The 25,963-nt window shown below is 72.2% G+C and carries 25 protein-coding genes; 16 read left to right on the forward strand and 9 right to left on the reverse strand.

The window, feature by feature from the left end:
- The first annotated feature begins 9 nt into the window (after positions 1–9).
- Positions 10–1,011 (forward strand): ABC transporter ATP-binding protein, encoded by a 1,002-nt coding sequence (locus OG272_RS32250; RefSeq protein ID WP_405895364.1) that lies wholly within the window; start codon positions 10–12, stop codon positions 1,009–1,011.
- Positions 986–2,077, forward strand: coding sequence for a dipeptide ABC transporter ATP-binding protein (locus OG272_RS32255; RefSeq protein ID WP_327727937.1), 1,092 nt, complete (start codon positions 986–988; stop codon positions 2,075–2,077). The genes OG272_RS32250 and OG272_RS32255 overlap by 26 nt, the downstream gene beginning before the upstream one ends.
- A 160-nt stretch (positions 2,078–2,237) precedes the next feature.
- Here the strand turns inward: OG272_RS32255 and OG272_RS32260 are convergent, their stop codons facing one another.
- Positions 2,238–4,355 (reverse strand): prolyl oligopeptidase family serine peptidase, encoded by a 2,118-nt coding sequence (locus OG272_RS32260; protein ID WP_327727936.1) that lies wholly within the window; start codon positions 4,353–4,355, stop codon positions 2,238–2,240.
- 224 nt (positions 4,356–4,579) lie between these two features.
- Here OG272_RS32260 and OG272_RS32265 point away from each other — a divergent pair, with 224 nt between their 5' ends.
- The 4 genes from OG272_RS32265 to OG272_RS32280 all read left to right on the forward strand — a co-directional run bounded on the left by OG272_RS32265 (position 4,580) and on the right by OG272_RS32280 (position 8,698).
- Positions 4,580–4,774: a hypothetical protein gene (locus OG272_RS32265; protein ID WP_005480627.1), complete on the forward strand. Its 195-nt coding sequence runs from the start codon at positions 4,580–4,582 to the stop codon at positions 4,772–4,774.
- Positions 4,775–4,901: 127 nt separating this feature from the next.
- Positions 4,902–5,873 (forward strand): N-acetyl-1-D-myo-inositol-2-amino-2-deoxy-alpha-D-glucopyranoside deacetylase, encoded by a 972-nt coding sequence (gene mshB / locus OG272_RS32270; protein ID WP_327727935.1) that lies wholly within the window; start codon positions 4,902–4,904, stop codon positions 5,871–5,873.
- 64 nt (positions 5,874–5,937) lie between these two features.
- Positions 5,938–6,369, forward strand: coding sequence for a DUF6113 family protein (locus OG272_RS32275; protein WP_326577914.1), 432 nt, complete (start codon positions 5,938–5,940; stop codon positions 6,367–6,369).
- A gap of 250 nt (positions 6,370–6,619) precedes the next feature.
- Positions 6,620–8,698, forward strand: a complete 2,079-nt coding sequence (locus OG272_RS32280) for a hypothetical protein (RefSeq protein WP_327727934.1) — start codon at positions 6,620–6,622, stop codon at positions 8,696–8,698.
- A 201-nt stretch (positions 8,699–8,899) separates the two neighbouring features.
- Here the strand turns inward: OG272_RS32280 and OG272_RS32285 are convergent, their stop codons facing one another.
- From OG272_RS32285 to OG272_RS32295, 3 genes are read right to left on the reverse strand one after another with little or no spacing between them, the layout of a single operon-like run.
- Positions 8,900–9,028 (reverse strand): hypothetical protein, encoded by a 129-nt coding sequence (locus OG272_RS32285; RefSeq protein WP_405895365.1) that lies wholly within the window; start codon positions 9,026–9,028, stop codon positions 8,900–8,902.
- Between the two features lie 29 nt (positions 9,029–9,057).
- Positions 9,058–9,909, reverse strand: a complete 852-nt coding sequence (locus tag OG272_RS32290; protein WP_326577910.1) for a transglutaminase-like domain-containing protein — start codon at positions 9,907–9,909, stop codon at positions 9,058–9,060.
- Between the two features lie 17 nt (positions 9,910–9,926).
- On the reverse strand, positions 9,927–11,045 hold the full coding sequence (locus OG272_RS32295) for a GNAT family N-acetyltransferase (protein ID WP_327727932.1): 1,119 nt from the start codon (positions 11,043–11,045) through the stop codon (positions 9,927–9,929).
- Positions 11,046–11,185: 140 nt separating this feature from the next.
- On the opposite strand from OG272_RS32295, the gene fdxA reads away from it, so the two are divergent.
- Together fdxA and OG272_RS32305 are read left to right on the forward strand one after the other, a co-directional pair.
- Positions 11,186–11,503 (forward strand): ferredoxin, encoded by a 318-nt coding sequence (gene fdxA, locus OG272_RS32300; protein WP_005480604.1) that lies wholly within the window; start codon positions 11,186–11,188, stop codon positions 11,501–11,503.
- A gap of 177 nt (positions 11,504–11,680) precedes the next feature.
- Complete coding sequence (locus tag OG272_RS32305) at positions 11,681–12,781, forward strand: bifunctional succinyldiaminopimelate transaminase/glutamate-prephenate aminotransferase (protein WP_405895366.1); 1,101 nt, start codon at positions 11,681–11,683, stop codon at positions 12,779–12,781.
- A 65-nt stretch (positions 12,782–12,846) separates the two neighbouring features.
- On the opposite strand, the gene OG272_RS32310 is transcribed toward OG272_RS32305, so the two are convergent.
- A complete protein-coding gene (locus OG272_RS32310) occupies positions 12,847–13,260 on the reverse strand; it encodes an ATP-binding protein (RefSeq protein ID WP_326577900.1) in 414 nt (137 codons plus the stop codon).
- Positions 13,261–13,572: 312 nt separating this feature from the next.
- A complete protein-coding gene (locus OG272_RS32315) occupies positions 13,573–14,523 on the reverse strand; it encodes a heavy metal transporter (protein ID WP_326577898.1) in 951 nt (316 codons plus the stop codon).
- Positions 14,524–14,731: 208 nt separating this feature from the next.
- Here OG272_RS32315 and dapE point away from each other — a divergent pair, with 208 nt between their 5' ends.
- Positions 14,732–15,811: a succinyl-diaminopimelate desuccinylase gene (gene dapE, locus OG272_RS32320; RefSeq protein WP_327727930.1), complete on the forward strand. Its 1,080-nt coding sequence runs from the start codon at positions 14,732–14,734 to the stop codon at positions 15,809–15,811.
- A gap of 132 nt (positions 15,812–15,943) precedes the next feature.
- Positions 15,944–16,702, forward strand: coding sequence for a TIGR00730 family Rossman fold protein (locus tag OG272_RS32325; RefSeq protein ID WP_326577894.1), 759 nt, complete (start codon positions 15,944–15,946; stop codon positions 16,700–16,702).
- Positions 16,703–16,888: 186 nt separating this feature from the next.
- Here the strand turns inward: OG272_RS32325 and folP are convergent, their stop codons facing one another.
- The gene (gene folP / locus OG272_RS32330; protein WP_327727929.1) at positions 16,889–17,749 is read right to left on the reverse strand and encodes a dihydropteroate synthase; all 861 of its coding nucleotides are present in this window, start codon (positions 17,747–17,749) and stop codon (positions 16,889–16,891) included.
- A 119-nt stretch (positions 17,750–17,868) separates the two neighbouring features.
- On the opposite strand from folP, the gene OG272_RS32335 reads away from it, so the two are divergent.
- Together OG272_RS32335 and OG272_RS32340 are read left to right on the forward strand one after the other, a co-directional pair.
- Entirely contained in the window at positions 17,869–18,219 is a 351-nt protein-coding gene (locus OG272_RS32335) for a DivIVA domain-containing protein (RefSeq protein WP_326577890.1), read from the forward strand.
- Positions 18,216–18,803: a DNA-3-methyladenine glycosylase I gene (locus tag OG272_RS32340; RefSeq protein WP_327727928.1), complete on the forward strand. Its 588-nt coding sequence runs from the start codon at positions 18,216–18,218 to the stop codon at positions 18,801–18,803. Before OG272_RS32335 ends, OG272_RS32340 begins: the two co-directional genes overlap by 4 nt.
- Positions 18,804–18,873: 70 nt before the next feature.
- On the opposite strand, the gene OG272_RS32345 is transcribed toward OG272_RS32340, so the two are convergent.
- Positions 18,874–19,677 carry an enoyl-CoA hydratase-related protein gene (locus tag OG272_RS32345; RefSeq protein ID WP_326577886.1) on the reverse strand — a complete coding sequence of 268 codons (804 nt, stop codon included), beginning with the start codon at positions 19,675–19,677 and terminating at the stop codon, positions 18,874–18,876.
- A 373-nt stretch (positions 19,678–20,050) separates the two neighbouring features.
- On the opposite strand from OG272_RS32345, the gene OG272_RS32350 reads away from it, so the two are divergent.
- Positions 20,051–20,218 carry a DUF3117 domain-containing protein gene (locus tag OG272_RS32350; protein ID WP_003966491.1) on the forward strand — a complete coding sequence of 56 codons (168 nt, stop codon included), beginning with the start codon at positions 20,051–20,053 and terminating at the stop codon, positions 20,216–20,218.
- Between the two features lie 112 nt (positions 20,219–20,330).
- Here OG272_RS32350 and OG272_RS32355 read toward each other — a convergent pair whose 3' ends face one another.
- The gene (locus OG272_RS32355) at positions 20,331–21,032 is read right to left on the reverse strand and encodes an O-methyltransferase (RefSeq protein WP_326585633.1); all 702 of its coding nucleotides are present in this window, start codon (positions 21,030–21,032) and stop codon (positions 20,331–20,333) included.
- Positions 21,033–21,302: 270 nt separating this feature from the next.
- Between OG272_RS32355 and sigE the strand changes: the two genes are divergently transcribed.
- From sigE to OG272_RS32370, 3 genes are all read left to right on the forward strand, one after another.
- The gene (sigE, locus tag OG272_RS32360) at positions 21,303–22,004 is read left to right on the forward strand and encodes an RNA polymerase sigma factor SigE (protein WP_086755380.1); all 702 of its coding nucleotides are present in this window, start codon (positions 21,303–21,305) and stop codon (positions 22,002–22,004) included.
- Positions 22,001–23,206 carry an anti-sigma factor gene (locus tag OG272_RS32365; RefSeq protein ID WP_327727927.1) on the forward strand — a complete coding sequence of 402 codons (1,206 nt, stop codon included), beginning with the start codon at positions 22,001–22,003 and terminating at the stop codon, positions 23,204–23,206. The genes sigE and OG272_RS32365 overlap by 4 nt, the downstream gene beginning before the upstream one ends.
- A gap of 1,011 nt (positions 23,207–24,217) precedes the next feature.
- Entirely contained in the window at positions 24,218–25,903 is a 1,686-nt protein-coding gene (locus OG272_RS32370) for a trypsin-like peptidase domain-containing protein (RefSeq protein ID WP_405896103.1), read from the forward strand.
- Positions 25,904–25,963 lie beyond the last annotated feature (60 nt).

Raw genomic sequence — 25,963 nt, forward strand, 5'->3', positions numbered from 1 at the left:
GTCGTCGTCATGCTGCTGGAAGTGCGGGATCTGCATGTGGAGTTCAGGACGCGGGACGGGATCGCCAAGGCCGTCAACGGGGTCGACTACGGGGTGGACGAGGGGCAGACCCTGGCCGTGCTCGGGGAGTCCGGCTCCGGGAAGTCGGTCACCGCGCAGGCGATCATGGGCATCCTCGACATGCCGCCCGGGAGGATCACCGGCGGCGAGATCCTCTTCAAGGGCCAGGACCTGCTGAAGCTCAAGGAGGAGGAGCGCCGCAAGGTCCGCGGCGCCGAGATGGCGATGATCTTCCAGGACGCGCTGTCGTCCCTGAACCCCGTGCTGAGCGTCGGCGACCAGCTCGGCGAGATGTTCGTCGTGCACCGGGGCATGACGAAGAAGGACGCCCGCGCCAAGGCCGTCGAGCTGATGGACCGGGTCCGCATCCCGGCCGCCGGGGAACGCGTAAGGGACTATCCGCACCAGTTCTCCGGCGGCATGCGCCAGCGCATCATGATCGCCATGGCGCTGGCCCTCGAACCCGCGCTGATCATCGCCGACGAACCGACGACCGCACTGGATGTCACCGTCCAGGCCCAGGTCATGGACCTGCTGGCCGAACTCCAGCGTGAACTGCGCATGGGGCTCGTCCTCATCACCCACGACCTCGGCGTCGTCGCGGACGTCGCCGACCGCATCGCCGTGATGTACGCGGGCCGGATCGTGGAGTCCGCCCCGGTCCACGACATCTACAAGGCCCCGGCCCACCCCTACACCCGCGGCCTCCTCGACTCGATCCCGCGCCTGGACCAGAAGGGCCAGGAGCTGTACGCGATCAAGGGCCTGCCGCCCAACCTCATGCGCATCCCGCCCGGCTGCGCCTTCCACCCCCGCTGCCCCATGGCCCGCGACCTGTGCCGGACCGACGTACCCCCGCTGTACGACGTGGAGCCGTCGGACGGGATCCGGACGAGCGCCTGCCACTTCTGGAGGGAGTGCCTCGATGACCACGAAGGCCACACCGGCTGAGCCGATCCTGGAGGTCAACGGCCTGGTCAAGCACTACCCGCTCACTCGGGGCATTCTCTTCAAGAAGCAGGTCGGCGCGGTGAAGGCCGTCGACGGCGTCGACTTCGCCCTGGGTGCGGGGGAAACCCTCGGCATCGTCGGCGAGTCCGGCTGCGGCAAGTCCACGGTCGCCAAGATGCTGGTCAACCTGGAACGGCCGACGGCCGGTTCGATCCGCTACAAGGGCGAGGACATCACCAGGCTCTCCGGCAAGGCCCTCAAGACCGTCCGCCGCAACATCCAGATGGTCTTCCAGGACCCGTACACCTCCCTCAACCCCCGCATGACCGTGGGCGACATCGTCGGAGAGCCGTACGACATCCACCCCGAGGTCGCGCCCAAGGGAGACCGCCGGCGCCGGGTGCAGGAACTCCTCGACGTGGTCGGCCTCAACCCCGAGTACATCCACCGCTATCCGCACCAGTTCTCCGGCGGGCAGCGCCAACGCATCGGCATCGCCCGCGGGTTGGCGCTCCGCCCGGAGATCATCGTCGCCGACGAACCCGTCTCCGCCCTCGACGTCTCCGTCCAGGCCCAGGTCATCAACCTGCTGGACCAACTCCAGGGCGAGTTCGGACTGTCGTACGTCTTCATCGCGCACGACCTGTCCATCGTGCGGCACATCTCCGACCGGGTCGGCGTGATGTACCTCGGACGGATCGTGGAGATCGGCCGCGACGCCGAGATCTACGATCACCCGACGCATCCCTACACCCAGGCACTGCTGTCCGCCGTGCCCGTGCCGGACCCCGAGGCGCGCGAGCACCGGGAGCGGATCATCCTCTTCGGCGACGTGCCCTCCCCGACGAACATCCCGTCCGGGTGCCGCTTCCGCACCCGCTGCTGGAAGGCCCAGGAGCGCTGTGCGCTGGAGGTTCCGCTGCTCGCGGTCCCGGCGGAGTTCCGGCTCACGGCCGGCCCGGCGGCCCATGACTCGGCCTGCCATTTCGCGGAGGAGAAACAGGTGGTGCCGCCGGAGGAGCCGAGCGACGATCCCGAGGACGATCATAGGGATGGGTCGGAATAGACGTACAAATACGCACCAAATGCGTTAACACACAGGCAACTTGGCTGACGCCGTTCCGATATACGGACGCGGGAGTCTAAATCGCGTACGGCCGTGCGGGTGCCGTAAACGGGCCGGGGCTCGCCATGTAGCCCCGGCCCGTTGCCGTGCCCGACCGTCCCTACGCCGGCCCCAGCGAACGCTTCAGGAAGTCCACCTGGAGCAGCAGCAGGTTCTCCGCGACCTGTTCCTGGGGGGTGATGTGGGTGACCCCGGAGAGCGGCAGGACCTCGTGGGGGCGGCCGGCCGCGAGGAGGGCCGAGGACAGGCGCAGGGCGTGGGCGAAGACGACGTTGTCGTCGGCGGTGCCGTGCACGATCATCAGGGGGCGGTGCGGCTCGGCGGGCGCGGACAGCCCCTGGTCCGTGATCAGCGAGCTCTTCGCGTACGCCGCCGGTGCCTTCGCCGGATCGCCCAGGTACCGCTCGGTGTAGTGCGTGTCGTACAGCCGCCAGTCGGTGACCGGGGCGCCCGCGATGCCCGCGTGGAAGACGTCCGGGCGGCGCAGCACCGCGAGGGCCGCGAGCCAGCCGCCGTACGACCAGCCGCGGATCGCCACCCGGGACAGGTCCAGCGGATGCGACGTCGCGAGGTCGTGCAGCGCCTCCACCTGGTCGTCCAGGGAGAGCGTGAAGTCGCCGTCGATCTCCTTCTCCCAGGCGGGGGAGCGGCCGGGGGTGCCGCGCCCGTCGGCGACGACCACCGCGAAACCCTGGTCGGCGAACCACTGCGAGGTGAGGTGCGCGTTGTGGGCGGCGAGCACCCGGGGGCCGTGTGGACCGCCGTAGGGGTCCATGAGAACCGGTAGGGGTGTGACCCCGTCGTAGTCCCTCGGCATAAGCAGGGCGCACGGTACGCGGCGTGCGCCCCCCTGTGTAAACAGCACGCGCGGTGACACACCGGGATCTTCCGCATAAGACGCTACGGTCGCCACGCGCTTGCCGGCCCGCAGCACCTGCACCTGGGTGCCCGCCTTCTCCGGAACGGCCGAGACGAGCACGGTCACGTCCCCGGCGCGCACCGCCGAGTGCACGCCGGGCTCCTGCGAGACGCGCTCCATGCCCAGCTCGTTCACGCGGTAGACGTGGATCTCCCCGATCTCCGGATCGGCCGCCGCCGCCCCGGCCGACGCGGAGACCAGCACATCGGCGTCGGCCACGTCGAGAACCGCGCGGACGTGCAACTGCGGTCCCGTCAGCGGGCGTTCACCGACCGCCAACACCCGCGCGCCGCCCTCGTCCGCGACACGCACGAGCCGCCCCGACGGACTCCACGCGGGCACCCCGGGGAAAAGATCAAGCCAATGTGGATCTTCGTCGGCGTGCACCATCCGGGTCGCCCCCGTGTCCGGGTCCACGGCCAGGAACAGCTGGCTGAGCTGGTCCCGCGCCTGCACCAGGATCAGCGGCGCACCCGCCGCTGACCAGTGCACATGCGCCAGATACGGGTAGCGCGCCCGGTCCCACACGACCTCCGTGCGGGACCCGGACAGGTCGATCACGAAGAGCCGTACGTCCGCGTTGGCGGTCCCGGCCACCGGATACGCCACCCGCTGCGGGTCCCTTTCCGGCTGCGCGGGGTCCGAGATCCACCAGCGGCGCACCGGCGTGTCGTCCACGCGCGCCACCAGCAGGCGGTCCGAGTCGGGCGACCACCAGAAACCACGCGAACGGCCCATCTCCTCGGCCGCGATGAACTCCGCCAGGCCGTGGGTGACGTTCTCCGGGCCCTCCTCGGTGAGCGCCCGATCGTCACCGCCCTCCGCCTCGACGACCCGCAGCGCGCCCTGGGCCACATACCCGACGTACCGGCCGTCGGGGGAGGGGCGGGGGTCGATCACCGGTCCGGGGACGGGGAGTTCACGCGCCGTGCCGACCCGCAGCTCGGCCACGAAAAGCCGCCCTGACAAGGCGAAAGAGGCCACCTCCACGGCCGCGTCGGTCGCGTATCCGACGATCCCGGCGCCGCCCTCACGGCTGCGCTCACGGCGTGCGCGCTCCTCGGCCGACAGCTTCTCCGAGACGCCGGCGAGCAGCGAGACCGGGTCGGCCGCCACTCGCTCGTCGCCGTCCGGGAGGTCCAGAACCCACAGCTTGCCGGCCCGCTCGGAGCCGGACGAGGACCGCAGGAACACCACGCGGGAACCGTCCGGCGCGACGGAGAACGCCCTCGGCGCGCCGAGGGAGAAACGTTGTGTCCGGGCGTGTCGGCGGGGAAAGGACTCGGGCTGGGTCGTCATGCCCCGACCATATTGGCCATGCGCCCCCTTGTGCGGCCGTGCGCCGATCGATGCGCGCGTATGGATAGTTATGATCACTACCGCTGGGTGGGTATGAACCTGCTGGCTGCTGTATGGATTTACAACTGCGTCACCCACGTCACCGGTTGACGACGGTCCCGCCGTCAGCCCTCGACAACTGCTTCGCTCCCCAGGTCCCAGGGAACTTTTGGAGGTGAGCCGCCGTGGCACTCTCGATTTCGGCGGTGGTGCTGCTGGCGATCATCGTCTTCATCCTGATCAAGAAGTCAGGGTTGAAGGCACCACACGCGATCATCTGCATCCTGCTCGGCTTCTATCTCGCCTCCTCGACCATCGCGCCGACGATCAGCGAGCTGACGACCAACATCGCGGGCATGATCGGCAGTATCAAGTTCTGACTCCTCCGGCCGCCGGGGTCCGTCCCGGGACCTGTTCCACCAGGCCCTCGACCCCCGCGGCCGACCGTTCCTGTGAATGACCGCGCCCGGCACGGGCGCGGTCAGAGGGCCTCGTAGGGTGGGCCCCATGACGGATCTGCCCTCCCCCGGCCGTCGGCCGGGGGGACACCCCTCTCGCGTCGCCCGCCGACTGCTCCTGGTGCACGCGCACCCGGACGACGAGTCGATCAACAACGGCGCGACCATGGCCAAGTACGCGGCCGAGGGAGCGCGGGTGACGCTGGTGACCTGCACCCTCGGCGAAGAGGGCGAGGTCATCCCGCCCCGTCTCGCCCACCTCGCGCCCGACCGTGACGACACGCTGGGCCCGTACCGGGTGGACGAGCTGGCCGAGGCCATGAAGGAGCTCGGCGTCACCGACCACCGCTTCCTCGGCGGCCCCGGCCGCTACCGCGACTCCGGGATGATGGGTGTCGAGCAGAACGAGCGGCCCGGTGCCTTCTGGTCCGCCGACGTCGACGAGGCCGCCGCCCACCTGGTCCGGGTGATCCGCGAGGTACGCCCCCAGGTCCTCGTCACCTATGACCCCAACGGCGGATACGGCCACCCCGACCACATCCAGGCCCACCGCGTCGCCATGCGCGCCGCGGACCTGACCCCCGACCCGGACTTCCGCCCCGACCTGGGCGAGCCCTGGGAGATCGCCAAGGTCTACTGGAACCGGGTGCCGCGCGGGGTGCTCCTGGAGGGCTTCGGCCGGCTCCGCCGCGATCTCGCCGAGCCCGGACGGCTGCCCTTCAAACAGGCCGCGAGCGTCACCGATGTGCCCGGAGTGGTGGACGACCACATCGTCACGACCGAGATCGACGGCACCGGCTTCGCGGCAGCGAAGGCCGCCGCGATGCGCGCGCACGCCACCCAGATCGAGGTCGACGAGCCGTACTTCATCCTCTCCAACCAGCTGGCCCAGCCCCTCCTGACCACCGAGTACTACGAGTTGGTACGCGGCAGACGCGAAGGCGGGAGCCGGGAGAGCGACTTGTTCGAGGGGATTCCCGGCATTTCTTTCGAGGAACGGCAGAACGGAACGGCCCTGTGATGCGTACGCATGTGTATGACAAACGAGTGGCGCGCTCGCACGACTGCCGAGAGGCGGGCCGGCGATGAACGCGAAGGACCGTCCGACGGGCGGGCAAGGCAGTACGCTCGCGGAACCGTTGACGTTTCCCCCACTGGGGCGGGCCGCCGCCCACCTGGGGCTCTTCGTGCTGGGAGCCGTGGTCGGCGTGGCCGGCGGACTGCTCCAAGCGGCCTGGTTCCCCGGCGGGTTGCTGCTCGCGCTGCTCGGCGCGGCCGGGCTCTTCCTGGGCGGCGCCCGGGCGACGGGCGGCCGAGCGGGGGCCGTTGCGCCGGCCGTCGGCTGGATGATCTCCGTCGTCCTGCTGACGTCCACCCGACCGGAGGGAGACTTCCTGTTCGGCGCGGGAGCCGGGTCGTATCTTTTCCTGCTCGGCGGCATGGCTGTGGCTGTGATGTGCGCCACCCTTGGACGGGGGCGGCAACCGACCGGGCACGACGCCCGACTTGGGAAGTGACGTACTACTTCGCCGCGGTACCCAGGTGCGGGTCCCGTGATGGTTTCCCACGCGGTCGTGGGATACGCGCCGGAAGTGGCCAGTATGGTGGTGCGCGCCGCCGAGCTGCCCGCTGAGTTGAGGTCGTGACGGGCGGCGGAGCAAACCGGGAGAACCTGCCTTGAGTCGTGAAACTGACACTTCGTCCTCCGGGGCCAATGGGCGCGGCAGCACCGCGTACCCGTCGGGGACACCGCCGTACGGCACGCCCATGGCCACCGAGGCCGGCGCCGACGCGGCCCGGTCGGCCGCGGGCGAGCGACCGGACGGACCCAAGACCGAGACCACGCTGACGACGCGGGTCCGGATCAACATCCCCGGGTCGCGCCCGATCCCGCCGGTCGTCGTCCGCAAGCCGGTCGGCGACGGCGAGGGCGCCGCGGACGACACCGGGTCCGTGTCGGAGACCACCGGCACCACGGCCATGCCCGTGTTCACGGAGCCCCCGGCGCCCGCGCCGGTGCCCGACGCACCGGGCGACGACAAGCCCGCCAGCGACTGGTTCGCGCCCCGCAAGGGCTCCACCCCGCCGCCGAAGGGCGCGGGCGGCGGTGCCAGCAACGGCGCAGGGTTCTCCACCGGGCCCCTCGGCGGCACCGGACCCGGCACGCCGGGCGGCCCCGGCCCGGGCGCCCGCCCCGGCGGCGCGGGCGGCCCCGGCGGCGCACAGCCCGGCGGCCAGCGCCCCGGTGCGAGCGCCGGCCCCCGGCCCGGAGGTACGAACGGCGCCGGGCTGCCCGGTGCCACCGGCGGCCAGCCGGTCGCTCCCGGCCACGGCGGCGGCACCGGCTCCTTCGACGTCTCGGCCGCGCTGGCCGGCACCAAGCCCGAGCGCGACGACCTGCCGTACTTCTCGGACAACGGCGGCCGCCCCGGCGGCCCGAACGGCCGCTCCGGCCCGTCGGGCCCCACCGGCGGCCCCGTCACCGGCGACAGCCCGCTCGGCCCGCCGCCCGCCCAGGGCGGCTCCGGCAACCCCGGCTACCAGGGCAACCCCTTCGGCGGCCCCGACGCCGACTTCTCCGCGCCCGGTGCCTCCGGCACCTACGCCCGCCCCGGCGGCGGCCTCAGCGACGACACCGCCGTCCTCACCCCGCAGCGGCCCGCCCCCGAGCCGGGCACTCCGGGCTACGGCGGCCCCGGCCCCCTCGTCGACAACCCCTCCGGGCACACGCTGACCAGCGGTATCCCGGTCGTGCCCCCCGGCACCCAGGGCACGCCCTTCGGCGCGGGCGGCCCCGACGGCGCGGTGCAGCACACCCCGCCGAAGCTGCCCGACCCCGGCCCGCAGCAGAAGGCCGGCTCGGGGAAGAACGCCAAGGCGTCGAAGCCGGCCAAGAAGAAGGGCCGCAGCAAGCTCGGCCTGGTCGTCGGCGGTGTGATCTTCCTCGGCGGCGGTGTCTACGGCGCCGGTCTGCTGATGAACCACTCCGACGTCCCCAAGGGCACCACCGTCCTCGGCGTCGACATCGGCGGCGGCACCCGTGACGAGGCCGTCAACAAGCTCGACCAGGCCTTCGGCAAGAGCACGGACGAGGCGCTGAAGCTCTCCGTCGACGGCGAGACCGTCTCCCTCAAGCCCGACCAGGCCGGACTCCAGTTCGACAAGCAGGCCACGGTCGGCGCCGCCGCCGTCAGCGACTACAACCCCGTCTCCGTGATCGGCGCGCTCTTCGGTCAGAAGCGCGTCGTCGACCCCGTCATGCCCGTCGACGAGGAGAAGCTGGAGGCCGCCCTGCGGCGCGCCGCAGGCAGCTCCGGCTCGGCGAGCGACGGCACCGTCAAGTACGAGGCCGGCAAGGCCGTGGCCGTCTACGGCAAGGCGGGCAAGGGCATCGACGTCGACAAGTCCACCGACGCCGTCGAGGAGGCCTACCGCACCCAGGTCGAGACCGGCAAGGCGGCCGTCGTGCAGCTGCCGACCACCACCAAGGAGCCGTCGGTCGCCAAGGCCGAGGTCGACCGGTTCATGAAGGAGTTCGCGGAGCCGGCGATGTCCGCCAACATCGTCGTGCAGACGAACCCCGCGAGCAGCGTCCCGCTCCCGATGAGCCCGGAGAACTCCCTGTGGAAGTTCCTGACCGTCAAGAACATCGACGGCAAGCTCGTCGACTCCTATGACGAGAAGGCCCTCAAGGACCTCTACGGCAGCACCTTCGACGACGTCCGCATCACCCGCGCCAACGGTGAGAAGACCCCGGTCACCGTCGAGGACGTCTACGGCGCCATCCGTCTGGCCCTGAGGAGCAAGACGGACCGCACGGCGGTCATCGAGACGGACCCCAGCTAGCCGGTCCGATCGGCATCGGGCAGGGGGCACCCGGCACACGCCGGGTGCCCCCTTGTCGCTGTCCCGGGTATGGCCTCTGTCATGCCGGGGTCAGGACCGCCGACACCGCCGACCGCACCCCCGCCCGCCGACGATGGTGCCCATGACGACCACGACGACGGCCACCGACTCCGCGGTGACCGCCGGCGGGCCGCGGCGGCGTCAGGGACGCGGGGAACCGCGCGGCCGGCCACCACGCACCCGCACCCGCACCCGCACCCGCACCCGCACCCGCACCCGCACCCGCACCCGCACCCGCACCCGCACCCGCACCCGCACCCGCACCCGCACACAACGACTCCCCAGGCGATCGGGCACCCTCAGTTCAGCAGGGCCCGAGCCGCGTCCGCCTGCCTCCGCATCTTCTCGGCCGCCCCGGAATCGACCTCCGCCACCACCTCCGCATAGGCCTCCAGCTCGGCAGCTCCCCGGACGAACTCCCCCCGCTGGACCAGCAGCCGCGCCCACTCGTACCGCAACCGCGCCGGATGCGAGGGCATCGCCAGCGACAACTCCAGCGCCCACAACGCGACATCCGACCGCTCGGGCCGCGCGGCCGCCCACGCCCGCACGTTGTTGAGGATCCGCACCACCACGTCCAACGGATCGGCGGGACTCAGCATCCCGGGGTCCAGCGGCGCCCCCGTAGCCCCCGCGACCAGCACCTCCGCGTCGGTCCCGCTCAGCACCCGCCCCCCGTCGAACGGATCGGCGAGCACCTGTTCCTCACGCGGCCCGAACCCCACCACGAAGTGCCCCGGCAGCGCGACCCCGTACACGGGCGCCCCCGCCCGCCGGGCCACCTCCATCCACACCACCGACAACAGGATCGGCAGCCCCCGCCGCCGTACGAGCACCTGGTGCAGCAGCGACGACTCCAGCCGCTGGTAGTCCGCGGCGGCACCACGGAACCCGCACCGCTCCCCGAGCAGTTCGGCCGCCGCGACCGCCCAGGCCCGGGGCCCGTCGGGCCGGTACGGCATCAGCCCGGCGAGGCGGTCGAGTTCGATCTCGGCGGCGTCGATGCCCGCCTCGTCCAGCGTCCCGTCGCCCGCCGCCCCCACCAGCAGACACAGCAGGGCCAGGTCGGGCCGCTCGGCCCGCGCCTCCTCCGCGAACCGCCGCCGCACCTCGGCGGCCCGCTCCGGCTCGGGGGGACGTGGCGCCGGCACAGCGGCGTGGTGCCCGCTCACGACGATCGATACGGCTCGGTGCCGGTGCCGGTGCCGGAGCCGGAGTCTGAGCCCGAGCCCGATGCGGAGCCGGGGTCGGAATTCGAGCCCGAGCCCGAGGCGGGGCCGCCACCGTGACCGGTGTTCTCCGGCTCCCGGTAGTGGTGATACGAGTGATGCGCCGCGAACCCCATCCCCGCGTACAACGCCCGCGCCCCCGAGTTGTCCGTCTCCACCTGCAGCCAGCCCGCCGAGGCCCCTTCGTCCAGCGCCCGCCGCGCCAGCGCGGCCATCACGGTCGTGGCGAGCCCTTGCCGCCGCTGGGCGGGATCGACCTCGACGGCCGAGAACCCGGCCCACCGTCCGTCCACGACACACCGGCCGATCGCGGCCGGCCCCGCACCCCCGGCCCCCGGCACGGTCGCGAACCACACCGAGGGGCCGCTCCCGAGCACCTTCAGCGCGATCTCGCCGAGCCCCTTGCGCTGGTAGCGGCCGAGCCACGCCTCGTCCGCCGTCCGGGAGAGTCCGACCCCGGCCGCCTCCCGGTCCGCCACCGGCGCGAGCGCCCCGATCCACAGCTCGGCGGTGACGTCCCGCACCCAGCCGCGGTCCGCCACCTCGGCGCACAGCAGCTCCTGCGTGCCCTCGGCGCCCGTGGCCAGCTGGAGGAACGCGGGCAGCCCCCGGGCCGCGTACCAGGTCCGTACGGCCGTCAGCGCGTCGTCCAGGGGCAGGCCGGGGTCTCCGAGCGGCAGCACCGAGTTGGCGCGCCGGGTGAACCCGGCTGCGGCCCGCAGCTCCCACTCACCGAGCGGCTCCCGCTCGACCGGTTGCCAGGCCCGCGCGGCGACCCGCGCCAGCTCCTCGTACGAGGCGGCGGGCCCGCGCCGGCGGGCGGGGGCGGCGGGCACGACCTTCCCCGCGACCAGCGAGGACTCCTCGATCCGCACGCGCTCCCCGTCCCGACGGGTGATCAACAGGACACCGTCGTCCCATGATGTGAGAACACCAACCGTGTCGGTGAATTTCCCACCCCCGGCGGCATCCTCGTCCACGCGCCGCACGGACACGCGTTTGCCCACGTCAGCAGCGGAGACACGGATCTCGAGCCGTCCACCGACAGAGATTTCCACAGGTCCGTCCACCCCTCCTGTTCGGATCATGCCCCGGAACGGAGATACTAGGTGTGGGCATCGACGACGCCGCGCTCCCGCGCGCCAGGCGGCGGAGCCTGAGGAGGCCCGCCGGCGCCCTATCGAGGAGGAACGACAGCGTGACCTACGTCATCGCGCAGCCTTGTGTCGACGTCAAGGACAAGGCATGTATCGAAGAGTGCCCGGTCGACTGCATCTACGAGGGTCAGCGGTCCCTCTACATCCACCCGGATGAATGCGTCGACTGCGGTGCCTGCGAGCCGGTGTGCCCGGTTGAGGCGATCTTCTACGAGGACGACACCCCGGAGGAGTGGAAGGACTACTACAAGGCGAACGTCGAGTTCTTCGACGAGCTCGGCTCGCCCGGTGGTGCCAGCAAGCTCGGCCTGATCGAGCGCGACCACCCCTTCGTCGCCGCACTGCCGCCGCAGGCCTGAGAGCGACGCCGCGGGCCCGGGGCACGGCCCCTGCGGCCCGCAGCCGCGCCGCCTCGGTCCCGTACGGCCCGATCACCATGATCGCCGTACGGGACCGAGGCGTTCGCCGTACGAGCGGTACGTACGCGCCCGTCCCGCCGCTCGGGAACGTACGTACGAGAAAGTGAGTCAGATCCCGTGTCCGCAGTCAGCGACCGACTCCCCACCTTCCCCTGGGACAAGCTGGAGCCGTACAAGGCGACGGCCGCCGCTCACCCCGGTGGGATCGTCGACCTCTCCGTCGGCACCCCCGTCGACCCGGTGCCCGACCTGATCCAGAAAGCTCTGGTCGCCGCGGCGGACTCGCCGGGCTACCCCACCGTGTGGGGCACGGTCGGACTGCGTGACGCGATCACGGGCTGGCTGGAGCGCCGCCTCGGCGCCCGGGACGTCACCCACCACCACGTCCTGCCGATCGTCGGCTCCAAGGAACTGGTCGCCTGGCTCCCCACCCAGCTGGGCCTCGGCCCCGGCGACCGGGTCGCCTACCCGCGCCTGGCCTACCCGACGTACGAGGTGGGCGCCCGCCTCGCCCGCGCCGACCACGAGAGCTACGACGACCCGACGGCCCTGGACCCGGCCGGCCTCAAGCTCCTCTGGCTGAACTCGCCGTCCAACCCCACCGGCAAGGTCCTCTCCAAGTCCGAGCTGACCCGGATCGTCGCCTGGGCCCGCGAGCACGGCATCCTGCTCTTCTCCGACGAGTGCTACCTGGAGCTCGGCTGGGACGCCGACCCGGTCTCGGTCCTCCACCCGGACGTGAACGGCGGCTCGTACGAGGGCATCGTCGCCGTCCACTCCCTCTCCAAGCGCTCCAACCTGGCGGGCTACCGCGCGGCCTTCCTCGCCGGCGACCCGGCGGTCCTCGGCCCCCTGCTCCAGATCCGCAAGCACGGCGGCATGATGACCTCGGCCCCCACGCAGGCCGCCGTCGTCGCCGCCCTCGGCGACGACGAGCACGTCCACGAGCAGCGCGCCCGCTACGTGGCCCGGCGCACGGCCCTCCGCGAAGCCCTCGTCTCCCACGGCTTCCGCATCGAGCACAGCGAGGCCAGCCTCTACCTGTGGGCCACCCGGGGCGAGTCCTGCTGGACCACCGTCGCCCACCTCGCCGACCTCGGCATCCTCGTCGCCCCCGGCGACTTCTACGGCCCCGCCGGCGACCACCACGTACGCGTGGCCTTCACGGCGACGGACGAGCGGGTGGCGGCAGCGGTGGAACGCCTGTCCCAGGCCTAGGGCCTGCCGCACACGGCCCGAAGGGGCCCGGGGAATCTCCCCGGGCCCCTTCGACGTACGGCAGGTCAGCCGAGCGGGCTCTGCGCCGGCAGCTTCCCCGTGGGCAGTCCACCCTTGGTGGCCGTCTTGGAGGTGTCACCCAGAACGGTGCCGGCGGAGCCGGCGGTCTCCCCGGCGGCCTTCTGCGCGACGGGCGTCGTCGTCTTGACGGCCTTCCCGCCGGTCTTGCTCACGGTCGGCAGGGTCTGCTTGGCCGCCTTGCTGCCGGCGTCGCTCGCGACCCCGGTGACGTTCTGCGTCGCGCCGTCCACGGTGTTGCCGGCGTTCGTCCCGTCCACGGCGGACAGGCCGCCCAGGTTCGGGGTGGCCGGCAGTTCGGGCGCCGCACTCGCGGAGCCGGCCGCACCGACCACGGAGGCCGCTCCCGCTGCGGTCAGCAGCGCGGCACGGGCGATCCGGCGGGTCAGGGGGAGGGACATGGTGCTCCTTTGACGGAAGAGAACGTGGAAGTGTCCGACCGTGCCCGGGAGTTGACCGTTCCGGGCTCGGACGCAGTGACTACCGCTCGAAGCCCCTGAAGGTTGCGGCGACCCGACGTAAAGAGTTTGCAATGCGTCGCATTATCGAATGCGAATCTATGCGGACAAACGCCACCCGGTCCGACAGTCTGCTGAATCCTTACGGCCCTGTGTTCTCAAGGATTTCCGCGAGACGAGGGTGAGCAGGCGAAAACCTGCGCACCCCGTCCACTCGCCGCGCCGCGCGTACCCCGCACGGGTGAGCCGCGCGGCCTACTGTCCAGTGACGATTCGGACCTCGGCGGTGGAGCCGGCCGCGTCGCCCGACGTGCCCTCGGCCTTGCGCCACGCACCGGCCCGGCCCTCGGCGACCCACTCCCGGCCCGCGTACGAGACGCGCCCGACGCCCAGGCGGGAGGAGTTCGCCACGGCCCAGTGCGCCAGCTCCCAGCCGCGCCGCCGGGCCTCCTGGGCGTCCCCGGCATCCCCGGCGTCCTTGAGGGGGATGGTGACGGTCCCGGCGACGGGGGAGACGCTCGGACGCGGCGACGGGCTCGCCTGGGCGGAGGCACCGTCCTCGGAGTCGACGACCGCCCCGGCCGACTCGAACGCGTCGTCCCCGAAGTCCCGCGCGAGCGCGCCGCGCACGGCGTCCGGACCGCCCGCGAGGGCGGTGCCGGTGCCGGTCGTGTCCCGGCGCCCCTCGCACGTCAGCGTGGCCGCCGACCGCCCGGTCAGCGCGGCGGCGAGCAGCGTGGCGTCCGGCTCGTGCTTGGCGTACGCCTCCGGGTAGCCGCTGCGCTGCACCCGCTGGGCGGCGACCGTCAGCGGCAGCTGCTCGTAGTCGTCGACCTTGACGAGGTGCTCGTAGAACTCGCCCGCCGCGTACACCGGGTCCTGGATCTGCTGCGCGGTGCCCCAGCCCTGCGACGGCCGCTGCTGGAAGAGGCCCAGGGAGTCCCGGTCGCCGTGCGCGATGTTGCGCAGGCCCGACTCCTGGAGCGCGGTCGCCAGCGCGATCGTCACGGCCCGCTCGGGCAGCTCGCGCGAGGTGCCGACCGCCGAGATCGTCGCCGCGTTCGCCGCCTGCTCGGGCGTGAACTCGTACGACGCCCCGTCGTCCGCCCCGGACACGACCACGCACCGCGGTGTGCCGTTCCCCCCGGTCAGGTACTGCACGGTGAGATACGCCCCGATCGCGACGAGCACGACGAAAGCCGCCATGAACTGCAGCACGCGACGGCCGCGACGGCGGGGGCGGGGACCTGGGGGGAAGGGGTACGGCTCTGACACGCGGTCCAAGGTACTGGAGAGTAATGGCCCTCGTGCAGGAGTTGTGAACAGTGATGTGAACAGGGAGGCGGGAGTGACGGGAGTGACCGGATCCCCTCCCCGGGCGGCCCCTCCCCGGCGGCGCGTTAGGGTCGGTGACATGGCCGAGACCCCGATTGACCTCACGCTGGACGCCGCGCGGCTCACCGCGCAGCTCGTCGACTTCCCCTCCGAGAGCGGCACCGAGAAGCCCCTCGCGGACGCGATCGAGACCGCCCTGCGTGCCCTGCCGCACCTCACGGTCGACCGGTTCGGCAACAACATCGTCGCCCGTACGCACCTGGGCCGCGCGGAGCGCGTGATCCTGGCCGGCCACATCGACACGGTCCCCATCGCGGACAACGTCCCCTCCCGCCTCGACGAGGACGGCGTCCTGTGGGGCTGCGGCACCTGCGACATGAAGTCCGGCGTCGCGGTCCAGCTGCGGATCGCGGCCACGGTCCCGGCCCCCAACCGCGACCTGACCTTCGTCTTCTACGACAACGAAGAGGTCGCCGCGGACCTGAACGGACTGAAGCACGTCTCCGAGGCCCACCCCGAGTGGCTGGAGGGCGACTTCGCGGTCCTCCTGGAACCCACGAACGGCGAGGTCGAGGGCGGCTGCCAGGGCACCCTGCGGGTCCTGCTGACGACCAAGGGCGAGCGCGCCCACTCCGCCCGCGGCTGGATGGGCTCCAACGCCATCCACGCGGCGGCCCCGATCCTGGCGAAGCTGGCGTCGTACGAACCGCGCTACCCGGTGATCGACGGCCTGGAGTACCGCGAGGGCCTGAACGCGGTCGGCATCTCGGGCGGCGTCGCCGGCAACGTCATCCCCGACGCGTGCGTGGTGACGGTCAACTTCCGCTACGCGCCCGACCGCACGGAGCAGGAGGCCATCGCCCACGTTCGGGAGGTCTTCGCCGACTGCGGGGTCGAGGAGTTCATCGTCGACGACCACAGCCCCGGCGCGCTGCCCGGCCTGTCCCACCCGGCGGCCGCGGCCTTCATCGAGGCCGTCGGAGGCACCGCCCAGCCCAAGTACGGCTGGACGGACGTCTCCCGCTTCAGCGCCCTCGGCGTCCCGGCCGTCAACTACGGCCCCGGCAACCCGCACTTGGCGCACCGCCGCGACGAACGCGTGGACCCGGCGAAGATCCTGACGGGCGAGGAGCGTCTGAGGTCCTGGCTGACGGCGTGATCCACGGGTACGACCACTGGTCCAACCACCTGTACGGGGTGGCGGATCGCGGCGGACACGCTCACGTCCCCCGTCCGTAACCCGTATGGATCTACGCTGAGGTGAACCACCAGCACGGCGGAGGGAGCGGACATGGCGACCGGCAACCCCGAGGGTAAGAAGCAGCCACCGGAGGAGCAGCGGCTGGGGCCGGTGCTGCGCAGACGCGGCCAGGTTCAGGCGAGCACGACGGACCAGCGGCTGCTGGACGCGGGCGGCCCCTCGGACTGGGTCCACACGGACCCCTGGCGTGTCCTGCGCATCCAGTCCGAGTTCATCGAGGGTTTCGGCACCCTCGCCGAACTCCCGCCCGCGATCAGCGTCTTCGGCTCCGCCCGTACGCCGGCCGACTCACCGGAGTACGAGGCGGGCGTCCGGCTCGGCCGCGGCCTGGTGGAGGCCGGCTTCGCCGTGATCACCGGCGGTGGCCCGGGCGCGATGGAGGCGGCCAACAAGGGTGCCCTCGAAGCGGGCGGCATGTCCGTCGGCCTCGGTATCGAGCTCCCCTTCGAGCAGGGCCTCAACCCCTACGTCGACATCGGCCTCAACTTCCGCTACTTCTTCGTGCGGAAGATGATGTTCGTCAAGTACGCGCAAGGCTTCGTGGTCCTCCCCGGCGGCCTCGGCACCCTCGACGAACTCTTCGAGGCCCTCACCCTCGTCCAGACCCAGAAGGTCACCCGCTTCCCCATCGTCCTCTTCGGCGAGTCCTACTGGAGCGGCCTCGTCGACTGGCTCTCCAACACCCTCATCGCCCAGGGCAAGGCGTCGGAAAAGGACCTGACCCTCTTCCACGTGACGGACGACGTGGACGAGGCGGTGGCCCTGGTCTCGAAGGAGGCGGGCCGCTAGGCGGTGTCTGCCCCGCGCCCCGAAAGGGGCGCGGGCAACTGCGCGATCAACCCCGACGCACCCGCACCCGCCCACGCACCCGACGACCCGGGTAGACGGGCGGGGCCAAAGGGGCGCAGCCCCTTGAGGACGGGACGGGACGGGACGGGACGGGACGGGTAGGGGTGGCGGGGGCGAGAAAAAGCCCTAGGCCAGCCCCCGCCGAGCCACGGCAGGCCCCCGATACCCCGCGATGGCCCCCACCATCTCCACCACCTCACGGGTCTCCGCGACCTCGTGCACCCGATACACCTGGGCCCCCAGCCACGCGGACACCGCGGTGGTGGCCAACGTCCCCACCACCCGCTCCTTCACCGGTTTGTCCAGCGTCTCGCCCACGAAGTCCTTGTTGGACAGCGACACCAGCACCGGCCACCCCGTCGCGACCATCTCCCCGAGCCGCCGAGTCGCCTCCAGACTGTGCCGCGTGTTCTTCCCGAAGTCGTGCCCCGGATCGATCATCACGGACTCCCGAGGCACCCCCAGCGCCACCGCCCGCTCCGCCAGCCCCACGGTCACCCGGAGAATGTCGGCCATGACGTCGTCGTACTCGACCCGATGCGGTCGCGTACGAGGCTCCGCCCCGCCCGCGTGCGTACACACCAGCCCCACCCGATACCGCGCCGCGACCTCCGCGAGCCGCGGATCGACCCCGCCCCACGCGTCGTTGAGCAGATCCGCCCCGGCCTCGCACACGGCCTCACCGACCTCGTGCCGCCAGGTGTCGACGCTGATGACCACCTCGGGAAACCGCCGCCGCACCTCCGCGACGAACCCCACGGTCCGCCGCGCCTCCTCCGCCGCGGTCACTTCCTCCCCGGGCCCGGCCTTCACCCCGCCGATGTCGATGATGGCCGCGCCGTCGGCGACCGCCTGCTCCACGCGTGCGAGCGCCGGCTCGTCCCGGAAGGTGGCACCCCGGTCGTAGAAGGAGTCCGGCGTCCGGTTCACGATCGCCATGATCACCGGCTCGTGCGGGCCGAATTCCCGCTTGCCCAGCCTGAGCATTCGCTGTGACCTTTCCCAGTACGTTCCGTGGATCGACGGGCTTGCCCGACCGCCTGCGACCTTAACTGTCAGACTCGCATGGCACGATCGGAGCCGAACACACTCGAGGGGACCCAGCGATGTTCATGTTCTTGTTCCTGGTCGTCGCGCTGGCGGTCGTGGTCGCCGCGGTGACGCTCGCCGTGGTGGGCGGCGGCGACAACGCGGTGCTGCCGGAGGCCTCGGGCGAGCGGCTCCAGGACCCGCTTCCGGCGGACCGCCCGGTCAACCGCGCGGACGTCGAGGCGCTCCGCTTCCCGGTCGCCGTCCGCGGCTACCGCATGGTGGACGTGGACGACGCCCTCGGCCGCCTCAGCGCCGAGATCGCCGAGCGGGACGCCCGTATCGCCGACCTGGAGTCCGCGCTCGCGGGCGCCCGCGCGGCGACCGTGACCTCGCTGCACAAGCCGGAGGAGGGCGACCACCAGTGAGCGACGGCACCGCCCTCGCCGGCCCCGACGGGGGACTCCGCTGCCCCTGGGCTCTGTCCACCGAGGACTACGTCGCGTACCACGACGAGGAGTGGGGCCGCCCGGTCCACGGCGACGACGCCCTGTACGAGCGGCTCTGCCTGGAGGCCTTCCAGTCCGGCCTCTCCTGGATCACCATCCTGCGCCGCCGCGAGGGCTTCCGCTCCGCCTTCGCCGACTTCAAGATCGCCTCGGTCGCCATGTTCACGGAGGCCGACCAGGAACGCCTCCTCGCCGACCCCGGCATCATCCGCAACCGGGCCAAGATCGAGGCGACCGTCGCCAACGCGCGCGAGCTGTCCACCTGGGCCCCCGGCGACCTGGACGAACTGATCTGGTCCCACGCCCCGGACCCGACGACCCGCCCGGTGCCGAGGAATCTCGCGGACGTCCCGGCGGTCACCCCCGAGTCCACGGCCCTGTCCAAGGCGCTCAAGAAGCGCGGCATCCGCTTCGTCGGCCCGACCACGGCGTACGCGCTGATGCAGGCCTGCGGCCTGGTGAACGACCACCTGGACACATGCGTGGCCAGGAGCGCCCTTTAGGCGGCGGGGGGAACCGCGCGCTCCACAACTGCCGCATCGCGATCACGCCCGCAGTTCCCCCCCGCACCCCTTACCGCCCCGAATACTTCGGCTTCTCCTTGTTCACGAACGCCTGTACGGCGATCCCGTGATCCTCGGAGGACCCCGCCCGCGTCTGCAGCTCGTCCTCCTTCTCCAGAGCCTCCTCCAGAGAATGCGTGAGCCCGAACGCCAGCGACTCCTTCAGCGCCGCGTAGGCCACGGTCGGCCCCTCGGCCAGCGCGCGAGCGACCTTCGCCGCCTCCGACGCCAGCGCCGCCGCCGGCACGACCCGGTTCGCGATCCCCAGCTCGAACGCGTCCTGGGCGCTGATGCTGCGCGGGAAGAGCAGCAGATCGGCGGCCCGGCCGGGGCCGACCACACGCGGCAGGGTCCACGAGATCCCCGAGTCGGCGGTCAGCGCGACCCCGGCGAACGACGTGTTGAAGGAGGCCGTGTCGGCGACGACACGGAAGTCCGCGGCGAGGGCGAAGCCGAAGCCGGCCCCGGCCGCCACCCCGTTCACGCCCGCCACCACGGGCTTGCCCATGCCGGTCAGGGCCTTCACGACGGGGTTGTAGTGCTCACGGACGGTGGACATGGTCTGCCGGGAGCCCGTCTCCTTGTCCTGGATCAGCAGCCCGATGTGCTCCTTGAGGTCCTGGCCCACGCAGAACGCCCGGTCACCGGCGGCGGTCAGCAGCACCGCCCGTACGGCGTCGTCCCCGGCGGCGGCCTCCACGGCCTCCCGCAGCGCCACCTTCGTCGCGATGTTCAGCGCGTTCATCGCCTCGGGGCGGTTCAGCGTGATCGTCGCGAGTCCGTCGTGCACCTCGTAGAGCACGGTGTCGGCCATGGGGTTCCCCTCCGGTCGCGGCTGACGACGTACTGGTCAGTACGCCCTCGTCACAGCACAGCATGGCGGAGATCACGGGTGACGACCGGGGCCTGACGTGTGACCTGCGTCAAAGAATCACCGATGGCCGAGCGCCGACCCGGGACCGTGCGGCGGCGCAGTATCGCAGCCACATCGCCGAATTGAGTGGTTTTGCTCGCGCGCGTTGCCCAAGCGATGCCGACTGATGTTGGTCATCGGGTCATGCGATGCGGGATAATGGCCTGGAAGCAATGTGTTCGATGCCGGTGTCGCGTGTCCCCAGGTGGGCCCGCGCCTGCCCTCCCGGGCCGTCGGCTTAGGCGATGAGCTGGTTTCAGGAAGGGGTACGAGCATGGCGGCCATGAAGCCGCGGACGGGCGATGGCCCGCTCGAGGTGACCAAGGAGGGGCGGGGCATCGTCATGCGCGTTCCGCTCGAAGGCGGCGGTCGGCTCGTCGTCGAGCTGACCCCTGACGAGGCCGACGCCCTCGGCGATGCCCTCAAGAAGGTCGTCGGCTGACACGCGAAGCGACCATACCCTTTCAGTCGCCCCGGCACCGCCGCACTCGGCGGTGCCGGGGCGCTGTTGTGCCGGGGGTGAAACGGGGCAGGTCAGCGCCCTGAAAGGGGCCTCAGCGCTTGACCGCGCAGAGCAGGCCGTCGCCCACCGGAAGGAGGGACGGCACGAGTTCGGGGCTCTCCCGGACCGTGCGCAGCAGTTCCCGCAGACGTATGACCTCGGTCGGCTGGGGGTTGGAGTCGACCGTGCGGCCGCTGGCGAAGACGCCCTCGAAGGCGACGAGGCCACCGGGCCTGAGCAGGCGCAACGATTCAGCGAGGTAGTCGAGGCTCTCCAGCCGGTCGCCGTCGCAGAAGACCAGGTCGTACCCGGAGTCCGCGAGCCGGGGCAGGACGTCCAGGGCGTGGCCCGGGATGAAGCGCGCGCGGTTGCTGGCGAAGCCGGCCGCGCGGAACGCCTGCCGGGCGAACTGCTGGTGTTCCGGCTCCGGATCCACGGTGGTCAGCACCCCGTCCGCCCGCATGCCGTGCAGCAGATGGATCCCGGAGACACCGGTGCCGGTCCCGATCTCCGCCACCGCCTTCGCGTCCACGGTGGCGGCGAGCACCCGCAGCGCGGCGCCCGTGCCGGGCGACACCGAGCGCAGCCCTGCGTCCCGGGCCCGTTCGCGGGCCCAGTGCAGCGCTTCGTCCTCGGCGACAAAGGCGTCGGCGAACGCCCAGCTCGTCAGCCGGTTGCCGGTAATGACCCTCTCCTTATGTCCCCGTGGTTGCCTGGGCGTGACTGTATCCGTTGCCGTCGGGAACCTGCTGATGGGACCGGTCGTTTAAAGGGATGAGTGAGTGACGGGGGCCGCGACGGGGGGCACGGGATGGATCGGTCGGACGACCAGGCGCGGGCATCGACGCAGGTGCTGGCCGAGCCATATGGGCCGCATCAGCCCTTTGAGGCCCATCGGCGCACATCGATTTCCTATAAAACCGCTTATCCGGAGCTAACGGGCGAGGTGGCTATGGTAGGGGCTCCACTGGACACCACCAGAGCCGATAGGGGAGGTGCGGCTGCGCCTGTGGATCGGGGAGGAGTGCTGCGGCGCTTTCTCGGTTCGGCAGGCAGGCCGAAATCCGTGAACGACACCGCTGACCACAGCCACGCCGCCGTCGCACAGACCGCGACCTTCACCACGGACGCGCACGCGCAGGCGTGGACTCCGCCCACCTGGGAGGAGATCGTCAGCACCCACAGCGGCCGCGTCTACCGGCTCGCCTACCGTCTGACCGGCAATCAGCACGACGCCGAGGACCTCACCCAAGAGGTCTTCGTCCGCGTCTTCCGCTCCCTGTCGACGTACACGCCCGGCACCTTCGAGGGCTGGCTGCACCGCATCACCACCAACCTCTTCCTGGACATGGTCCGGCGCAAGCAGCGCATCCGCTTCGACGCCCTCGGGGACGACGCGGCCGAGCGGCTGCCCAGCCGAGAGCCCACCCCGCAGCAGATCTTCAACGACGCGCACTTCGACGCCGACGTCCAGCAGGCCCTCGACACCCTGGCGCCGGAGTTCCGCGCCGCCGTCGTCCTCTGCGACATCGAAGGGCTGTCGTACGAGGAGATCGCCGCGACCCTGGGCGTCAAGCTCGGCACGGTCCGCTCCCGGATCCACCGCGGCCGCTCCCAGCTCCGCAAGGCCCTCGCGCACCGCTCCCCGGAGGCCCGGGCCGAGCAGCGCCGCGGGTTCACGGTGCCGCGGGTGCCCGTGCTGGGAGGAGGGGGCGCGACCGCGTGAGTGGATCCCGTCCTACGCCTGCCGAGCAGCACCTGGGAGACCGTCTCTCCGCCCTGATCGACGGAGAGCTCGGTCATGAGGCGCGTGACCGCGTCCTGGCACATCTCGCCACCTGCGCGAAGTGCAAGACGGAGGCGGACGAGCAGCGCCGCCTGAAGAACGTCTTCGCGGAGGCCGCCCCGCCGCCTCCCTCCGAGAGCTTCCTGGCCCGTCTCCAGATGCTCCCGGCGGGCGGCGACGGCGACGGCGGCTCCCCGCTGTCCGGTGGTTTCGGAGGAAGACTCGGGGGTGCGGCCGGTGGGCCGGGCCTGCCCGGTGACGCCTCCGACTCCCGGGACTTCGCCGACTTCGGCGTCTTCGGTCCCGGCGGCGACGCCTTCGGATATGTCCCGTCGGGACCACACGGCGGCGCGCTGACGCCGTCGGAGGGTCGCGGACTGCTCGGCGGCGGCCGAGGGCCGTCCGGTGGCCGCGGGTTCCTCGGTGACCGGGGCTTCCTGAGCGGGCGCGGCTTCCTCGGCGACCGAGGGGCGCTGGGCGACCGCGGCTTCCTGGGCGGCGCACGCGGCCTCTCCGGGGACGCGGACGGCCGTCCCGACCGGGAGGAAAGAGCCGCCGACGACACAGGAGTCACGGGTGACCGTGGCTTTCGGATCCATGACGTGAGCCGACAGGAGGCCGAGCGTTCGGCCTCGCGCGGCAGGCGGTTCGCCTTCGTGGCGGCCGGCGCGGTGTCGCTGGCCGCGATCGCCCTGGGCGGCGTGACCAACGGGATGCCCGTCGAGACGGCGGGCGCCCGGGGCGGCTCCGGCGCCGGCAGCAATGTCACACCGCTGCGGACGCAGGCCTCGGGCACGCTCCCGTCCCCCGAGTCGCAGCGTCGCCGGGGCGCGGTCGGGCCGCTGCTCGGGCAGGGCCAGCAGTCCCTGGGTGAGGTGCCGATCGCCCCGACGGAGATCTCCGCCCCCCTGCTGCCCGGAGTCCCCGATCCGGCCGGGCAGGACCGTCAGGCCGTACACCCGTTGACCGCACCGGTGTTGGCCGGCGCCGCGGTCATGTCCCCGCTCATACGTCCGCTCACCGCCGCACCGCCGCTCCAGCTGACCGACTGGTCCTCGGCACCCGAGCTCACGGGACCGGGCCTGCTGACGGCCCCCGACACCACCTCGTCCTCCACACCCACCTCGCCCGTCCTCCGCTGACCCGAGTTCTGCGCGCCGGCCCGCGAACCTGGTTGAATCCAGAGTGGGCCGTGTCCGCTCGGGCCGGTTCCGGCCTGCGGTACTCGGTGAACGGTGGGCGGCGGGCCGGTCCTTGGGGCGGGCCCCAGGTGTGGGGAGAACATGAACGAGGGGAAGCCCACGAAGGCGAAATGGTGGAGCCGCCCCCGAGCGCACGGCGCGGGGGACGGCACGACGGGGGATCACTCCGGACCTACAGGGTCCACTGAGTCTGCGGAAACCCCCGGCTCCACAGGGGCGGCCGGGGTGCCTGCGGGTGCGGCCCGGGAAGGGAACGCCGAGGGCGATTTCGAGTTGGAACGCCCGGCGACGGCGACGGCGCCTGCCCCCGGCGAGACCGACTCCGACTTCGAACTGGCCCGCCCGGCCTCCGAAGCCCCGCTCCGCCTGGGCTCCACGGCGAACCCGGGCGTGGACGGCGACCCGGACGGCGACTTCGAACTGGAGCGACCGGCCGAGGCGAATGCGGGGCGTGCGGCAGCGGCCGAGGCGAGTCCGTCGGGCGAGCCCGGCATGGCCGGTTCCACCGGTGGCGCAGCCACCGCCGTGGCCGCCACCGCTGTCGCCGATGCCCGGCCGTCGGGCGAGACGGGGGCCCTGAGCGCCCCTGGAGCGCCCTCTGAGCGCCCCAAACCCCTGCACGACCCCGATCCCTACAGCACCCCGCCGTACGGCGAGCCCGGCCCCTGGGCGCCCGCTCCGCCGGTCCAGCACCCGGCGACGACTCCCGCACACGGCACGCACGTCCAGACGGCGGCTCCGGCGCAGGGCGTGCCCGCGGTGGTGGGGGCGACGCCGACGCAGGGTGGGTCGGCGTCGCCGGTCGCCTCGACAGACCGTGGGGCCGCTCCGGCGGTCGCCTCGACGCACGCCGGAGCGAACCCGCCGGCTGCCCCTACGCCAGCCGGTGCACCCTCAGCCGCCGCACCCCCGCACACCGACGCGACCTCGGCGATACCTCCGCCCGCGCCGGTGACCCCGGCCCACGGCACCGCCGCCGTACCGCCGGCCACTCCGCAGCCCACGACGGCGGTCCCGTACCCGGACACACCTCGGCCCGCTGCGGCGCCGTATCCGGAGGGGGCCCCGCACACGGCGGCCTCGTACGCGGAGGCCCCCCAGGGCGCGACACCTCCGTTCTCGGACGCGTCCCCGCCTGCCGCGGCTCCGTACCCCGACGCCTCTCAGCCCCCAGGGGCCTCCTACGCGTATCCGTCCCAGCCGGGGCCGCCGCCCTTCGGGGACTCGGCGCAGGCCGTGCCGCCTCCGTACGCGGGTGGGGCTCAGCCAGCTCCGCCTCCGTACGGGGGAGGGGCTCAGTCCGCGCCGCCTCCGTACGCGGAAGCGGCTCAGCCGGTGCCTCCGCCTTACGCGGGCGGAGCCCAGTCCGCGCCGCCTCCGCAGGCGGGTGGGGTCCAGCCCGCGCCGACCGCCTACGCCGATCCCGCTCAGGCTCTCCGAGCCGCGCCGCAGGGGCCCTGGCAGAACTACGACCCGTGGGCCGGGTCGGGGTCGTTGCAGCAGAACGGGGCCGCGGTGGACGACGTGGCGCGGCGGCGCCGGCGCAGGGGGAAGGTCCTGTTGGCCGGGGCCCTGCTGATCGCCGTCGTGGCCGGCGGTATCGGCGGGGCCGTGGGTACGTATCTGGAGCGGAACGGCGGTGTCGGGGCGGTCGAGCTGCCGCAGACCAGTGACGGGGTGACGGGACGGGCGCCCGACAGCGTCGCCGGGATCGCCGCCAGCGCGCTGCCCAGCGTCGTGACCCTGCATGTGAGCGGGGACAGCGCCCAGGGCACCGGCACCGGATTCGTGCTCGACGAGCGCGGCCACATCCTCACCAACAACCACGTCGTCGACCCCGCCGGCACGAGCGGGGACATATCGGTGACGTTCAGCGGCGGCGAGACGGCCAAGGCCACCATCGTCGGCCGGGACACGGGGTACGACCTGGCCGTCGTCAAGGTGTCCGGCGTCAGCGGACTCAAGCCACTGCCCCTCGGCAACTCGGAGGAGGTCCAGGTCGGCGACCCGGTCGTCGCCATCGGCGCTCCCTTCGACCTGGCCAACACCGTCACCTCCGGCATCATCAGCGCCAAGGAGCGGCCCATCACGGCCGGCGGCGAGGGCGGTGACGTGAGCGACGTGTCGTACGTGGACGCGCTGCAGACCGACGCGCCGATAAACCCCGGCAACTCCGGCGGCCCGCTCCTGGACGGCAAGGCCCGGGTGATCGGCATCAACAGCGCCATCCGGTCCGCCGGCAGCTCCGAGTCGGACGGCGGGCAGGCCGGTTCGATCGGGCTCGGCTTCGCGATACCCATCAACCAGGGCAAGCGGGTCGCCGAGGAGCTGATCAACACCGGCAAGGCCACCCACCCGGTGATCGGTGTCACCCTCGACATGGACTACTCGGGTGACGGCGCGCGCATCGGCGACGACGGCGGATCGGGGGTGACCTCGGGCGGCCCCGCCGACCGGGCGGGCATCCGCTCGGGTGATGTCATCACCGAGGTCGACGGCCAGCGCGTCCACTCCGGCGACGAACTGATCGTCAAGGTCCGCGCCCACCGGCCCGGCGACCGGCTGGAGCTCACCCTCCTGCGCAACGGCAGGGAGCGGACGGTCACTCTCACTCTCGGCTCGTCCGGCGGCGACTGACCGTGAGGCGGCGGCCACGACGGCGGGACGTACTGAAGGCAACTTCACAGGCGGGGGCCC

This window comes from Streptomyces sp. NBC_00104 (genome assembly GCF_045160825.1).
Classification (GTDB): domain Bacteria; phylum Actinomycetota; class Actinomycetes; order Streptomycetales; family Streptomycetaceae; genus Streptomyces.